At 60.1% G+C, this 13907-nt stretch carries 19 protein-coding genes; 7 read left to right on the forward strand and 12 right to left on the reverse strand.

Annotated features, from left to right (window positions below; genetic code table 11):
• Window positions 1-586 precede the first annotated feature (586 nt).
• A complete protein-coding gene (locus BUA65_RS16325) occupies window positions 587-787 on the forward strand; it encodes a type II toxin-antitoxin system HicA family toxin (protein ID WP_072871248.1) in 201 nt (66 codons plus the stop codon).
• A gap of 6 nt (window positions 788-793) precedes the next feature.
• Window positions 794-1213 (forward strand): type II toxin-antitoxin system HicB family antitoxin, encoded by a 420-nt coding sequence (locus tag BUA65_RS16330; protein WP_207543922.1) that lies wholly within the window; start codon window positions 794-796, stop codon window positions 1211-1213.
• A gap of 719 nt (window positions 1214-1932) precedes the next feature.
• Here the strand turns inward: BUA65_RS16330 and BUA65_RS16340 are convergent.
• Window positions 1933-3807 carry a VirB4 family type IV secretion system protein gene (locus tag BUA65_RS16340; RefSeq protein ID WP_131821542.1) on the reverse strand — a complete coding sequence of 625 codons (1875 nt, stop codon included), beginning with the start codon at window positions 3805-3807 and terminating at the stop codon, window positions 1933-1935.
• Window positions 3808-3883: 76 nt separating this feature from the next.
• Here BUA65_RS16340 and BUA65_RS16345 point away from each other — a divergent pair, with 76 nt between their 5' ends.
• The gene (locus tag BUA65_RS16345) at window positions 3884-4156 is read left to right on the forward strand and encodes a YlcI/YnfO family protein (protein ID WP_072871256.1); all 273 of its coding nucleotides are present in this window, start codon (window positions 3884-3886) and stop codon (window positions 4154-4156) included.
• Entirely contained in the window at window positions 4144-4545 is a 402-nt protein-coding gene (locus BUA65_RS16350; protein WP_072871258.1) for a type II toxin-antitoxin system VapC family toxin, read from the forward strand. The genes BUA65_RS16345 and BUA65_RS16350 overlap by 13 nt, the downstream gene beginning before the upstream one ends.
• Window positions 4546-4694: 149 nt before the next feature.
• Here BUA65_RS16350 and BUA65_RS16355 read toward each other — a convergent pair whose 3' ends face one another.
• Window positions 4695-6203 (reverse strand): TraC family protein, encoded by a 1509-nt coding sequence (locus BUA65_RS16355; RefSeq protein ID WP_072871260.1) that lies wholly within the window; start codon window positions 6201-6203, stop codon window positions 4695-4697.
• A 58-nt stretch (window positions 6204-6261) separates the two neighbouring features.
• On the reverse strand, window positions 6262-7683 hold the full coding sequence (locus BUA65_RS16360; RefSeq protein ID WP_131821543.1) for a hypothetical protein: 1422 nt from the start codon (window positions 7681-7683) through the stop codon (window positions 6262-6264).
• Between BUA65_RS16360 and BUA65_RS18080 the strand changes: the two genes are divergently transcribed.
• Window positions 7651-8088, forward strand: coding sequence for a hypothetical protein (locus BUA65_RS18080; RefSeq protein WP_131821544.1), 438 nt, complete (start codon window positions 7651-7653; stop codon window positions 8086-8088). The genes BUA65_RS16360 and BUA65_RS18080 overlap by 33 nt on opposite strands.
• Window positions 8089-8099: 11 nt before the next feature.
• On the opposite strand, the gene BUA65_RS16365 is transcribed toward BUA65_RS18080, so the two are convergent.
• The 8 genes from BUA65_RS16365 to tnpA form a co-directional block, all read right to left on the reverse strand.
• Window positions 8100-8531, reverse strand: coding sequence for a hypothetical protein (locus BUA65_RS16365; RefSeq protein ID WP_072871264.1), 432 nt, complete (start codon window positions 8529-8531; stop codon window positions 8100-8102).
• 170 nt (window positions 8532-8701) lie between these two features.
• Complete coding sequence (locus BUA65_RS16370; protein ID WP_072871266.1) at window positions 8702-9013, reverse strand: hypothetical protein; 312 nt, start codon at window positions 9011-9013, stop codon at window positions 8702-8704.
• The gene (locus BUA65_RS18430) at window positions 9010-9180 is read right to left on the reverse strand and encodes a hypothetical protein (RefSeq protein WP_165613287.1); all 171 of its coding nucleotides are present in this window, start codon (window positions 9178-9180) and stop codon (window positions 9010-9012) included. The genes BUA65_RS16370 and BUA65_RS18430 overlap by 4 nt, the downstream gene beginning before the upstream one ends.
• Window positions 9181-9398: 218 nt before the next feature.
• Window positions 9399-9962, reverse strand: a complete 564-nt coding sequence (locus BUA65_RS16375; protein WP_072871268.1) for an ATP/GTP-binding protein — start codon at window positions 9960-9962, stop codon at window positions 9399-9401.
• Between the two features lie 16 nt (window positions 9963-9978).
• Window positions 9979-10233 carry a hypothetical protein gene (locus BUA65_RS16380; protein ID WP_072871271.1) on the reverse strand — a complete coding sequence of 85 codons (255 nt, stop codon included), beginning with the start codon at window positions 10231-10233 and terminating at the stop codon, window positions 9979-9981.
• A 131-nt stretch (window positions 10234-10364) separates the two neighbouring features.
• The gene (locus BUA65_RS16385; protein ID WP_072871273.1) at window positions 10365-10649 is read right to left on the reverse strand and encodes an HU family DNA-binding protein; all 285 of its coding nucleotides are present in this window, start codon (window positions 10647-10649) and stop codon (window positions 10365-10367) included.
• A gap of 73 nt (window positions 10650-10722) precedes the next feature.
• Window positions 10723-12135, reverse strand: coding sequence for a hypothetical protein (locus BUA65_RS16390; RefSeq protein WP_072871275.1), 1413 nt, complete (start codon window positions 12133-12135; stop codon window positions 10723-10725).
• Window positions 12136-12193: 58 nt separating this feature from the next.
• Window positions 12194-12592, reverse strand: a complete 399-nt coding sequence (tnpA, locus tag BUA65_RS16395; RefSeq protein ID WP_072871277.1) for an IS200/IS605 family transposase — start codon at window positions 12590-12592, stop codon at window positions 12194-12196.
• A 221-nt stretch (window positions 12593-12813) separates the two neighbouring features.
• Here tnpA and BUA65_RS16400 point away from each other — a divergent pair, with 221 nt between their 5' ends.
• Complete coding sequence (locus BUA65_RS16400; RefSeq protein WP_165613288.1) at window positions 12814-13167, forward strand: type II toxin-antitoxin system Phd/YefM family antitoxin; 354 nt, start codon at window positions 12814-12816, stop codon at window positions 13165-13167.
• Window positions 13148-13501: a type II toxin-antitoxin system RelE family toxin gene (locus BUA65_RS16405; protein WP_072871281.1), complete on the forward strand. Its 354-nt coding sequence runs from the start codon at window positions 13148-13150 to the stop codon at window positions 13499-13501. The genes BUA65_RS16400 and BUA65_RS16405 overlap by 20 nt, the downstream gene beginning before the upstream one ends.
• Before the next feature lie 198 nt (window positions 13502-13699).
• On the opposite strand, the gene BUA65_RS18675 is transcribed toward BUA65_RS16405, so the two are convergent.
• Window positions 13700-13907 (reverse strand): hypothetical protein (locus BUA65_RS18675; protein WP_207543923.1); only part of this gene is annotated, 208 nt, incomplete at its 5' end.

The raw sequence follows: 13907 nt of genomic DNA on the forward strand, positions 1-13907 counted from the left end.
GCATGAGGTGGGTTGGGGAAAAGGAAAATCTTTGCCCAGGCGGGCGTATTCTTCCGGCGGTACAGGCGTGTAAAATATCTGCTGCATGGCGGTCACTTCCAGCAAATATTCTACCTGTTCCACAGCCGGAAGAAAAGGGGTCAATCACTGGTTGTCATATTCTGGTGAATAGACGGACTGACTGACCTGAAATACCAAAACAATATGCGAAGCAGTTGCAGATTATTCTGGTATCGGAAATAGTTGCAGATTGTTTAGTCTGCGAAAATGGGCAGGGGTTGGGCTAAATTAAAGTGAGAATTGACAGCCGCGCCCCTGAAGCCGCTTGCCCTCCGGTGGAACCGCCATCGGTGGGTAAGCCGCTTCGAATCTGCCGCCGGTACGCCTAAAGCGGCGAGCGGCAGCCGGAGGGCGGCGTAAGCCGCCTGAAGGAATCCCCGGGCTTTAGCCCTGGGGAGGAAGTCAACGCCTTTTGGGAAAAAGAAAAGGCCAATTCCGAAACTGCATCTTCGGGATCGGCCTCTTGTTGACACGTATTAATAACACGTTTTATAATTAGTTCAACTGAAGAATTAAGGTGTAAGCGATGAAAAGCTATTCGTCCACAGAAATTCTCCGGATTCTTAAAAAGAACGGCTGGGTGGTAAAAAACCAGGAAGGATCGCATGTCCAGTTGAAGCACCCGACCAAACCCGGCAAGGTCACGGTACCGCATCCACGAAAAGATCTTGACCCGAAAACCGTGCGAAGCATCTTCAGGCAGGCACAAATTTCAATGGAGGAGTGAATAATCGTGGATAAGTACATTTTTCCGGCCGTTTTCGAAACCGGTGAAAAGAAAGGTTACTGCGTCACATTCCCGGATCTGCCGGGTTGTATTACGGAGGGAGACACCTTAGAAGAGGCTCTGCAGATGGCCAGGGAAGCGCTGGAGCTCCACCTGTACGGGATGGAGGAAGACGGAGATGAGATCCCTTCCCCCACTCCCCCCGAGAAAGTCAGAGTTCCTGAAAACGGGTTTGTTACCGTTATCGAAGCCTGGATGCCCCTGGTCCGGGACAGGATGGCCAGGAAAGCCGTGAAAAAAACAGTCACTCTCCCCAAGTGGTTGAATGACCTGGCGGAGAAAGAAAAAATAAACTTTTCTCAATTGCTCCAGGCAGCTATCAAAGAAAGGCTTTGTATCAATGAAAACAGGCGACCTAGTTACTAGTTAAAAGAAAAAAAACGATCTCAGGAATATTCCTGAGATCGCTTTTTTCCTTCTCTGATGTTGCACCTCATGTAGCACCTTGTTGCACCCAGGGGTGCAACAAGGTCGAATTGCCTTCCGCCTTAGGGCCGCAAGGTTTTCCGGGTTGGCAAATAATGGGTGTTGTACCCAGGGTGCAACACGGTCAAACCCGCATGGCTCTAGGGCTGGAGGTATATAAGGGAGGGGTATGTTGCACCCAAAAAAAACATGTACTTATATAGGGCCTCCGAGATCACCTTTTTAACATTCGGCTGGAAATTGGCCTCAACGCCTTGAGCCGCAAGGGCTGAGGCATGTTGCACCCGGAGTGCAACACGCTTCCGGCCCGTGCCAGGGAAGCCTTGAGCCGCAAGGCTTTCCAGCTTCTGCCCCCTAGCACCCCCGGGTGCTAGAACGTTGCACCTAAGGTGCAACATCGCAAAAAATCCAGCAACGACGGGGGTTCCGGGGTTGGGTATATTTGACATATTTACCAGCCCGGGAAACCCCTCCTTTAAAAAAATCCATAAAAAAAGTGGTTACAGTGGTTACACCCCTGATTTTACTGGATTCCTGAGTGGTTACATACTGGTTACATAGTGGTTACACCGGTTACATCCTTGATTTGGTTGGATTACCAAGACCACAGGAAAAATCTTTCGAAAACAAGCCCTCTTCCCCACCAAGAATACCACAAACTACCGCTCCTCCGCAAGCCCCCTCGTTTTGTAGAGCGCCAGCTCCTCAGCCGGCAAACTCAGCTTCAGCACGTCGAAGCCCTTATCGAGCACCCTGAGGACGAACCGGTGGGTCCGCCTCAGCTTCCTTATGGTGGACAGCACCGGGGCGGGGAGTTCCGCGTTTTTCTCCACCGCCATCATGTCCGCGTCCTCGAGCCAGAAGAGGACCTTATATGCCGAGTTGCTCCAGAGCCCGGACCCGCCCTCGGTGCCGCCCTCCGCGTGCGCCCAGAGCACCGACGGTTTGTTGGTGGCCAGGACCAGGAGGCCGTTCCACTTCCGGATGGTCGTGGCCAGGGTGTTCACGAACCGGCTGGCGTTGGGGTCCAGGAGCAGCCGCTGGCCCTCGTCGCAGAACACCGCCGACCAGCGATTCCCCCGGATCCTGTTGCGCCGCACGGCGTCCCACACGGAGGTCAATGCCAGGGACATCTTGACCGCCGCCGTGTGTTCCTCCAGCTCGTTGTTCACCGTCTGGGCCACGTGGAAGACCACCAGGGGAGAGCCGCCGAAGTCCACGTCGTCCGGCACGGCGAACATCCGGCTCTGGGCACCCTCGAAAAACCGCCAGAGCTTGTCGGCCAGGGACCCGGCTCCCGGCGCGCCTTCATTCGCCAGCGCCTTCAGCTGGGCGTACCAGTCATGGACCCGCCTTTCGTTCAGGCGCGCCCACGTGCCCTGGTCGTCCCGCCTGACCCCGCACTTCTCCCAGAGGCGCATCAGCGCCCGGTCGGCGGCGTTCGCCTCGGCGGGCGACAGCCCTCCGGCCAGGAGGCTCGCCGTGCGCATGACGGCGTTCAGCACCCCGTCGAGCCGCGCCGCGTCCTCGTTCGGGTCACCCAGCGGGGGCGGCACCCTCAGGGGGTCCACGTACCGCCCGGAGGACAGGGTGTGGTCCACCCACAGGCCGCCCACCTGGTTGCAGAGGAACCGGTACTCCCCGTCCACGTCGAACACAAAGCACTGGTACTCTTCCAGGAGGAGCGATGTGAGCAAGGACTTCATGAAGGTGGACTTGCCCTCGCCCGACGCGCCCAGGACGACGAAGTTCTTGTTGCCTTCCGGGTCGCGCTCCAGGTCCAGGAAGATGAAAGACCCGTCCCCGTCGTCCGCCGCCCGGTTGCCTATGTATATGCCCGTCCCGTCGTCCAGGGTGCCGTAGGTGAAGGGGTAGAGCGCCGCGGCGCTGTCCTCGTCGGCGAGCCGCCCGGGGTGGCGCTTGAAGAATTCGCCGTCCGGCACACCCACGACCCACCCCGCCATGAAGGCGTCGGTTTGCTCGTAAGGCGCCCGGGAGACGGCTATCCTGGCGTTCCGGCACACCTTCTCCAGGCGCGAGGAGGCCACCTCCAGGGCTTCCGGCGAAGCGGCCGAGACCGTGACGACGCACCACACGTCGAACACCGCCGCGCCGTGGTAGAGGGTCTTCTCCTGCAGGATCCGGATGGACTCCAGCGCGCGCACTTCGTCCGGGGACGGGGGCGACCCGGACTCCGCCGCGCTCTGGACGCTCCGTTCGAGCCGCCGCACCCGCATGTTCGTGGCCCAGTTCCAGTCCACCCTGGCGGGCCGGTAGTGGACGGCTATGCGGAGCGAGCACCCTTCCGGCAGGGGCTCCCGGACGAGCGGCCGGAGCCATTCGGGGGACACCGCCTGGGGCCACCCGTGCACGACGAACGTCCGGTGCCACACCTCACCGCCCACGGCCAGGCTGGTGCGCTTCCGTTCCAGGCCGCCGGCGCGTTCAGCGACCCAGTCGGCGAGCCCGCTGGCCGAATTCGATTCTGCCCCTGGTTTCATGTTTTTTCCGCGTTTGAGCATTTTCAAGAACAATTGAGTCACCTCGCTCCGGAATTGACCTTTTCTTTATGTTTTGATAACATGAGTATATAACAGGAGGTGTTACAAAATGGATAACACCCGTATGGTGCATATCAGGTTACCAAAAAATATCGTCGCACAAATGGAACAACTCTTGAAACTTCTCGGTATGAGCCGCAACGAGTTTATCGTCCAGGCGGTTGCGGAAAAAGTGGCCCGTGAAATACGGCTCAGGGGGTTGAGGGAAACCCGGGGGATTCTCGGACCGGAGGACGCACCGGAGTGGGCGGAAGTTCCGGGGGTAGACTGGGTCCGAAAAGTGCGCGGTGAGGATGGTGAGCCGCCGGCATGGGCTACCTGATAGATACCTGCGTCTTGATCGACCACCTGACCGGGAGGCTGTCCCCCGATGCGGACGCCTGGCTGGAACAGGTGGTGGCGTCCGGTTCCGCGGCCACCAGCGTGATCGTCTACCACGAACTCCTGTACGGGGCTCGTACTGAAAAAGCAAGAGCCGCCGTCGAAAAGCTGTTGGAAGCGTGGGAAATGCTTCCCGTGGACCGCAGAGTTGCCGGACGCGCCGCCGAAATCCGGCGGGATCAGGCCGCAAAAGGCAGAACCCTGGGAATGGCCGACTGCCTGATCGCGGCGACGGCCGAGTTGAGGAACCTGAAGGTGGTCACCTCAAACGTCAAAGATTTTCCCACTGTCGAAACGGTGCTTCCCGGAGAGGCCAGCTGGAAAAGCTGATTCCGCGGACGACCCTCAGACGTTTTTAAAAGGTCCTGAAGGCGGAGATGTTCCGGTGGAATTTGTGGGGAGTATTTATTTCCCGAAAACCCCTTTTTAAAAAGTCTTCCAGCGCCTCTGGATGGGGTTTCAGGGCAGGGGAACGACCCCTACCGGCAGAGATACCCCATCCTCCGCACCACCTCCGCTAGGCCGGGGTCCCCGCCCCCTATGACCACCTCCACCCGCCCGGTGCGGCCCGGCGGGTAGAGGCGGCGCATAACCTCCACATCGGCCGCGTCGGTAACCACGACCACTACCCGCTCCGCTTCCACCCCCTCCGGCAGGGTCCCGGTGCCCAGGTTCACCACGACGACCTCCCCGGCCTCGGACAGGATCTCCCTCAGCGTTCCAGAATAGTCGCCCACCGCGAAGAGGCGGCCCGAAACCGGCCAGAGCCGGACGCCGCTGGGGAGGGTGAAGCCGCCCCCGCCGGGATTGAACCGCCAGTCGAACCGGGCGGCGGTATCCTCTTCAAGCCTGGCTTCGGACGCCACGAAACCGCGCGGGTCGGCGTCCACCAGGGGCAGGTTTTCGCGTTCCGCTGTGCGGAGGGCGGTTTTCGCCGCCTCCCTCAGTCCGGCTTCGGACGCCGCCGCGACCGCGATGACCCTGGCCTTCACCCGCGGGTTTTCTTGTGCCGTGCCGGTACCGTTACGGCGGAACCGGGACAGGAGCCCGGAGCCGGCGCTCGCCGCGCGGGTCCGGTCCCTCTTTTCTTCGCCGCGGGCTCCGCCGAGCCAGTCCGTCCCGGTGACCGGCGCGAGCCTCCGCCAGTCCAGGGGATGGACCTGCCTCGCGGCGAGGTCCCGCACCGCTTCCGCCCCGAGGACGCGCACCTTCGCACCCGAGCGTTCGAGTTCCGCCGCGAAACCGGAAACCAGGTCGGCCACGGCCCGCCTGACAAGCGCTTCGCGGTCGGCGTCGTCCTTCGGCTTCCTGGGCAGGGCGGCGTCGTACGGCTTCCACCTGATCCGGACGGCGGCCCGGGGTTTCGTCCGCTCGAGCCCGCGGAAGTGTGCCAGCCTGGCTTCGGCGATCCTCCTCAGCCCGGAACCTTCCGGGAAGGCGCTCCGCCAGCGGGCCTCCTTCCGCTCCCACTCCGCCCTGGGGAGGTCGGCGTCCGCGTCCAGGTACACGGTAACCTCGGCGTCCGCCACGCCCACCCTTGAGAGGGCGGCCCCGAAAGCCGCCACGGCGCTCGTCTGGTCGCCCTCGGTCATCACCTCCCAGGGGGCGGGGACGACCGAGAGCACCGCCCCCCGGGAGCCGTCGTCGAACTCCAGGATGAAGGTGTCTTCGGAAGCGGAGGCCGACACGAGGGACTGGAAACTCCCCGGCCCGCCCCGCGCGTCGGGGAGCCTCAAAGACGGCTCTTTCCCGTACGCCCGGAACTTCTTCCAGAACACGTCCACGCGCGCCGCCAGGAAGAAAAACAGCGCCAGCGGAGGCACCACCAGGATCAGGAACCGCGGCAGTACCGGGAACCCCGGCGGGAGGTACGCGAAGAGGAGGAATCCGGCGAACAACCCCAGTACCGGGATCCACAGAAGTCCAACGCGGACGCCGAAGACCGACACGTCTTGTCTAACGTCAGCGGGAAAGAATACAGGCTGCAACCACTATCACCTACCTCGCAAAAAGCCGGGTTTTTCGGTACCCGGCTTTTCAGTAGTCTCACTGCCGCCACCGCCCCATGTTTATGCCGTTGTCGGGCGGCGCAGGGACGTGGACGGGTATGCCGTCCTGGAGCACGACGAAATAATTGCCGTCCGTCCAGTACGGGATCCGCTTCTTGAACGCCGCTTTCAGCACCTGGACAGCGCGGGAGGCGTAGCCGTGCGCCACCAGGATCACGTCCGTTGCATTGAGATCTACGCGGACCGCCGCGTCCGGTATCCCGGCCCCCTTCAGGGCCTTGAGCGCGTTTTGCGTTTCGCCCTCCGGTATCCGGACGGCGGACCACGTTACGCCGTTCTCTTCAAAAGGCTTTCCTTCCACGCGCGCCACCTCCACCGACCTGATCCTCTCCGGCACCGGAGCCACGCGGTCGATGACCTTCCCGAAGAAGCCGGGTTCAAAACGCCGGTTGCGGGTTTTCTCCCCGGCGCCGCTCTGCCTCAACAGATCCTCGCCCCGCCTGCGGAGCCTCCCGGCGTACTCCCCGAGCTTGATGCCCGCCGCGCCGATGCCCGGGTCGTGCATGGTTTTGGAGACGAGGCCCAGCACGCGGCTGGCGTCCGAGGCGAGGGCCGCCGCCGAAAGGATCACCCTCGCGCCGCCCAACGTCGCCGGTTCCTTAAGGGCCGTCCACGTCGGCCTTGCCCAGAACTTCCAGGTGACGTAGATCAGCGCCAGCAGGATGACCATCTCGATGAAGGTAGCTTTTGCACCGAAGAACGCCGCCGAGGGAGAAGCCAGCGGGCCGGACGACGCCGCCTTACCTTCCTCAGCGAACCTCACGCTGACGCAGAAGTTCCACGCCACGGCGTAGACCAGCTGGAAGAACACCGTTCGAGCAACCAGCGCCCACCACCCCACCAGGGTTTCCATTCTGGAAGTGAGCGACGCCCCCACGAAGTACAGGGGCGCGGCGACAGCCAGCACGCACAGGACGAAGAAGCGGGCCATAGCGAAAAGCGCCAGGACGAGTATTTCGATCATGATGATAGTGAGCAAAAATAACCCCTGGGGGACGAGCATCTGGTAAAGCGCGGGAGGGTTCTTCAGCGCGGCGTCCGACGAAAACAGCAGTCCCATGGCCAGGGCGCCGTCGTCCTGGCCGTTCAGGGCGATTTGCTTACCGCCGAGGGAAGCCACCTGTTTGACCGCGTCAGTGAGGATCGCCGCGCCCATCTTGTTGACCAGCAGGATCAGGAAGTCCACCGCCCAGAGGGATACGAGAGCGGAGACGAGCGCCACGCCTACCACTTTGAGCGGCTTCCACATGTCCTTCCCGGGGTCGGCGCTGGCCGTGAACACCTTTATGCCGGCCCACACGGTGGCCGCGAAGAGTAACCCGAAGGATATCCAGAACGTCCAGGACCACCAGGAGTGCACCCACGGGTGGGAGTGAAGGTACGGCGTGTACAGGAACACCGCCCCGAAGGCCCCTATCAGCGGGTCCAGGGTCTTCTGGAGCTGTTTGCCCCACCACTCCACGAAGATGTCGAAGATCTCGCCCCGGAGGATTTTGCCTACTGTATCAACGAACGCCTTGATGGTGTCGATGAGCTGGGATATTTTGGCCAGGAGGCCATCGCCACCACCACCGCCTCCCCCGCTTCCCTGCGTGTTCTTGCCGCTCTGATTGCTCCCGCTGCTTTTACTGCCGGACGACGAAGACTTGCCCGCCCCGGCGTTCCCGGTAGCGGCAGAGGCCGCTTTCAGGACCGGGACGGCCTTACCGCCGGGGCACGGTGTGTCCGGGGCGGGCGGGGCGAGGCACAGGACGGGGAATACCAGCAAAAAGGCCAGGACGGCCGCCGTAAAAACCCGGCCTAACCTCTTCACTACTACTTCCCTCCTAAGGTATTGATGAGAGGAGTCACGATCTTGTCCCAGACCACCTGGACCACGGTGTACCACTGGCCAGTGATGGCCAGCAGGAGGATAATAAAGCACACGCCAAGGGCGACGAACCTGGTAGACTTGCCCTTGAGGTCGGCTTTGCCGGTGAATATGTCCCTCAGATCGTGGAGCACGAAGTGGAAGAGCGCCCAGGCGAAGTAGATCCCGGCCACCAGGGCCACTAGCCACGAGATGACTTTGATGAAGACCGCCGCCGAGCCGCCCGTGGTGACCACCTGGGGATCCGGCTTGAAGAGATCCGCCGGCGGTAAATCACTTGGAGCAGCCAGGACCGCCGGGGCGAAGCAGAACAGGCTCACCAGAAAGAGAAACGCGAAGCTTAACAGGTGTTTGCACAGCGAGCTTGTTTTGCGCATAGTGATAAAACCTCCTTCTGTAATTGTGATTGCTCGGACGAATGGTCGTCCGTGAGCAGACCTTTTTCAGAAAAACTTGACTGGATGTTTAGATATCTGAACTTTACGGGACTGGCGTTTTGTTCCGTTCCGCCCGCGCGCCTTAAAGAAATGTGCGGAACGGAACGGGGTCAGAGCGCCGCCAGGACTTTCGGAGATCGACGCATTCCCGTTTCCTTTTTCCTCCACCACCACCTCCAATCGTAGTACCCCAAAAATGTTATCACCGTGACGTTTCCGGGATTGCGGTCGTCAACGACCACCGCCAGGCCGTCCAGGACGTACTCCCGGACGCCGCCCGGCAGTCTCCGGAGCCGCCTGCCCCGTTCCACCACGCGGATCAGCACAGCGCGGATTTCCTCGTCGGACATTTCATCCCCGTGGTACCGCAGGTACTTCTTGCGGTACTGCTCCACCGCGTGATCAGTCACGCCCACTCTCACATGACCACCCCCTTACCCGGAAAGGCGATGATTTTCGCCGGTACGGGCACCAATACCCGCAGGGCACACAACAGAATCAGCAGGAAGAACGCCAGCTCGACTGCGTAGGCCGCGATTATCACGTACGGCGCGGCGGTTTCCCACCACTGTTTGACCCGGGCAAGCATTTCCACCACCCCCAGGAAAAAGAAAAAGCCCGGCACCTAACCGGGCAAACAAAAAGGGGGAGGATCTTAGAAGAAGCCGGCCCGCCGCCCATCCGGGCCGGGACTCCACGCCCGGGACACCCGTCGCGGGCGGGCCAGCGGAAATGCTGTAATACTACGCCAGCTTCCTGGCCAGGTTGAGAATGCACCTTTTGACGCGCCGCCGTAGCTCATCCAACTCAACTATCGGTATACAGGTACGCCAGCACTTCCGCGACCCGTTCATTCACCGGGCCGCACCCCACCCGGACCACCGCCAGGCCGTACCCCTCCGCCATGTCGACCTCTGCCCGGATGAGCGAGTCTACCTGTCCCGCGAAGCCTTCCAGCCTGAACCCGTCGGGCTCGACCCGGGAGACCGGGGGGACGTATACCAGCAAGTCCAGCTTCCGCCAAGCATGGAACCGGGCGCGGTAGTAGTAGCGGGATGCTTCTGCTCCCCTGAAACGATCACCAAGGTAGAGCCTGAAATAGGCGATACAGTCCAGCGTGCTCCGGTCGCTTACAAAGCCACCCGGATGCTCCGATTGGGCACGAATCTGGGCCTCCAGCACTTCCTCCTGAAACCTCCAGGCCAGGGCGCGGTTTTGGACCAGCTCCCGGCAGTGCCCGATCCCCATGTTCCTGGCCACCACCCGCGCCCGCTCCGTAATGAGCGGGAGGTCGAGCGTTTCTGAAAGTGCCTTCGCCAGCGTCGTCTTCCCGGCACCGTGGGCGCCGGTTATCGCTATCCGTTTCCCCAAAAAACCATCCCCTTTGCTAAGCCTTGAACAGCAACGGGAACAGCAGGAACCACCCCGAAACTGTTACTGCCGCTGCGAACCCGCTCCAGATGGTTACCGCGCGCTTTCTTCCCGCACCGGTCAGGTCCGCCGCGTCAGCCAACCCCCATACCACGCCTGGTAAGGCGAAAAATACGAAGGCAGGTATCTTGACATGAGGCAGGACGCGGTAAGCGATGCCCAGGAAAATAACATAGAGTGCAATAACGGAAGCAACATTCCGGAAAAGCACGATTTTCCCCTCCCCAAAAAGAACACCCGGCACAAAGCCGGGTAGAGAAGTGAAAGAAGGGGGGTTTTGGAAAAATCGGCTGGCCCGTCGTCGCTTTATGGACGCGCACGGGCCGGGCTCTTCGACGAACGTTAAACCGCAACCGCGCGCTTCAGCCCTTCCCCTGCGCGGAACACCACGGCCTTCCGTGCCGGGACGGTTATAGGTTCCCCGGTTTTGATGTCCCGCCCCTGCCGCGCGGCTCGCTCCCTGACCGCGAACGTGCCGAACCCGGGAATCCGCACGGTTTCGCCGCGGGTCACCGCTTCCCGGACCGCGTCCATGAAGGCGGCCACCGCCCGCTCCGCGCCCTTCCGGCTCAGGCCTGTCTTGTCGGCTACTACTTTGACAAGGTCGGCTTTGCTGAGCCTCCCCACGGCTAAAGCCGGGGGGTTCTGAGGGGAACCACCGCAGCCTCTCCCGGGCTCTCGTCACCGCCAGGAGGCGGCGCTACACCATCCCGGGCCTCGGCCTTGGCTGTCCCCCCTTCCGCAGCGACTCTCTCTGTCCCCTCGCGGGGCTGTCCGGTGGAACCGGACACTCGGGAGTTGGGAATACGGCCCGACGCCGCTTGCAGGAGCGGCTCCGACCCGGCCACTGCCTCGCGGCAGCGCCTGCGTCGAGCTCGAAATGGTCTTCTCCGGCCTCTTCTACAAAACATGCCAGGTAGGCACTGTAGAGGTCCCGTTGGCACTTCACACCACAGGGGCATATGTGCCAGCGCTCGGACAAAGACTTCATCTTGTGTTCCCTGCAGATGCAGTAGCTGGAAAGACCAACGTGAGTTTCTGTACCTTTGACTTTAAGCCGGGTGGGGAACTCCAGGATCTTCCCGCCAGCACTCTCAGCCTTGCGGGCGAGTTCCTGAAAGTACCTCCCCGGCGCCCGGGTGTTGACGGACTTGCCAAACGTCTTTTGTAAGGCCCGGTAGGAAAGCTTTTCGAACTTAAACACGTTGCCCATGCGCAGGGTTTCGTTGACCATTCTGCCAATGAGGCTCCTGCGGTGGGCGCTCAATTTGCGCCATATTTCCGCCAGGCGGGCCTGGGTCTTGAGGTACGTCTTGGTCTTCTTCCACTGCTTCGGACCTTTCTTTACTGTGCCGTCGGGGTTGTAGTTTTCCGGGTTGTTGGTTCTGCGGGAACGATCCAGCCTGCGCTGGAGCCTGCGTATTTCCGCTTCCTTCTCTGCAAGTTCCTCGCAAAAGCGGTCCAGGCGCGCCTCTTTACTGTTGATACGGGCGATGATAGAGGGGCCGGCGTCGATGCCGACAGTCCCTTCTCCCAGGGCATTTTCGGGTTTCTGGTAGGGCGCGCCCTCGCAGATCAGCTGGGCGTAAAACCTGTTGCGCCCGTTTACCTTGCGCCTCACCAGGCGGACGTACTTCACTCGACAGGAGAGGGCGTGGCGGATTACCGGGTCCTCCGGGTCGATGAAGGCAGGCAGGATGAGATCCTTCCAGGCCACACAGCCATCCCGCCACCGGATGCCCGCGTCGTTGCTCTTGCCCTCCACGGTGTCCATCTGGTTTTTGCCTTTGAAGCGCACCCTGCGGGCCTGCCCGAAGAGCACCCTCTGTGCGGCGCGGAAGGCCCTGGTGCCCAGCTTCTGGGCGACGTGGACGTCCAGGTGGTCTCTTATCCAGCAGGAGCGCCGTGTTTCTATAGCATAGTGTTGCAACGCGGCATCTGTAAAACCGTATTTGGAGCAAGCTTCCCGGATGAGAGCGTTTCTTTGATCTTTGTCCCCTGCTTTCCAGGCTTTCTGCCACAGCCTGGACTGCTGGATGAGCTTTACCCGTTTCACGGCTTCCCCTAAGCATGCGTTGTAGAGCTGGCGGGCCGCCTCCAGACGGGCCAGCAAAACCTTCTCCTGAGAGGGCGAGACTCGGAGGGGGATCTCACATACGAAGCTGGGCGTCTCAGACGTACTTTTGCTTCTCGATGTATTCGCGCAGGGTCGCAAGAGGAGCACCCCCAACGGTGGCCACAAAGTAGCTATTTGTCCAAAGTGTGGGTAATCTCGATCTGAGCCACGGAAACTCCTGCCGCAGGATGCGGGAGGAGCGGCCCTTCATGAGCTTCACCAGTCGGTGAATGCCGAACTGGGGGTCCACTTCCACCAGCAGGTGGACGTGATCCGGCATGACCTCTAATTCGATGATTTCGGCCCCTTTCTCACGAGCCACCTCAAAGAGGATCTCCTTGAGCCGCACGTCCACCCCGTCTTTTAGAACGGGACGGCGGTACTTCGGACACCAAACCACATGGTATTTGCAAGAATACACGACATTGTTGTTGGACTTGAACTGGCGCCTCATATGATTATTATACCACAGGTAGCGATATAACTACAGCACCCCAAAATTTGGCCGCCTTATCCCCAGCCCTAAAGGGCGGGGCCTGCGGCGGCTATTGCTCGGTCATTTTTGCGTTTTCACCTCCTTCTCAAAGGGGATTGAAGTACGTAATGTAACGGTGTATAATTTACGTACGGAAAACATATGATATTTACGGAAAGGAGTAGAAGGAGATGAGCATTATGTCTTTCAGCGATATAGAAGATCCTGTCTTACTAAGTCCAAGCCAGTTAGTTTCCTCGTCCAAACTGAGCAAGAACCTCGGAGCCTACCTGGAAAAAATCAAAAAACGTCCTGTTTTCATCACCAGGGAACAAGAGGTTGAAGCAGTTCTCATAAATATCGACGACTACCGGGAACTTCTCCTGGAAGAGCAAAGAGTAGAAGAGCTTTACTATGCCGTGCTGGCTTTGCGCCGCCTTGTCGAACACTTCAAGTCTCCCAAAGCTTTGGTAGATACCGACGATGTACTCAAAAGATTCGGGTTAACTCGCGAAGAAGTGGAAGGGGTTCCCGATGACGCGGTGGACGGTTAAATGGCTCCCCGAAGCGGTAAAAGACCTGGAAGAGCTCGACAAGAGCGTGCGCATGAAAGTGCTGAAAGCGGCTTTAAAGCTTGAAGTTGACCCGCTGAACTACGGAAAACCGCTGGGTGAAAAATTGGGCCTCGACCTGGTTGGGCTGAGGAAGATCAGTATTGGGGGGCACCGCCTGGTTTACCTGCCGGAAGAAAAAACCGTCTTCGTTGCCGTAATTGCCGTTGGAAAGCGGGAAGGGTTGGGAGCATACAAAACAACCGCAAAGCGGATCGCCGAATACAGGGAGTTGACAGGGAACGAGTTGAAAAAATTGGCCGAACTGCTTAAATGAGGGGCCGGGATAAACCCGGCCCCTGGCCGTTTTTCCGCTTTTCCTTCCGTGCTTCCCCGGTTTTCTAACGCGGCACCACCGTTCCTCCCACACTAGACTTTTCTAGGTACAGCTTTGCAAATCCAGTAGTTTGACTAAGCATGTCAAGGGACAGTGAAAATGTCACCCCAAAAACGCCTTAACGGGACAGAGAAAATGTCACCCCTCTTGATTGGTGGGTAAGATATTATTGTGAGGTAGAGGTATTGCTTTTTTAGCCGGGTTAATAGGCATACGACGCCAGGGATGGTCTGGCGCTGGCTTATGAGCCTTACTTGCCGGGGCTTTCTTAGGCTTTTCAGCCATCACCTTTGGTGGCTGTGTAAGCTCCCGCAATAAGTAGCGGTTACCTCCATATAGTGCGCTT

This window comes from Desulfofundulus thermosubterraneus DSM 16057 (genome assembly GCF_900142025.1).
Taxonomy (GTDB): domain Bacteria; phylum Bacillota; class Desulfotomaculia; order Desulfotomaculales; family Desulfovirgulaceae; genus Desulfofundulus; species Desulfofundulus thermosubterraneus.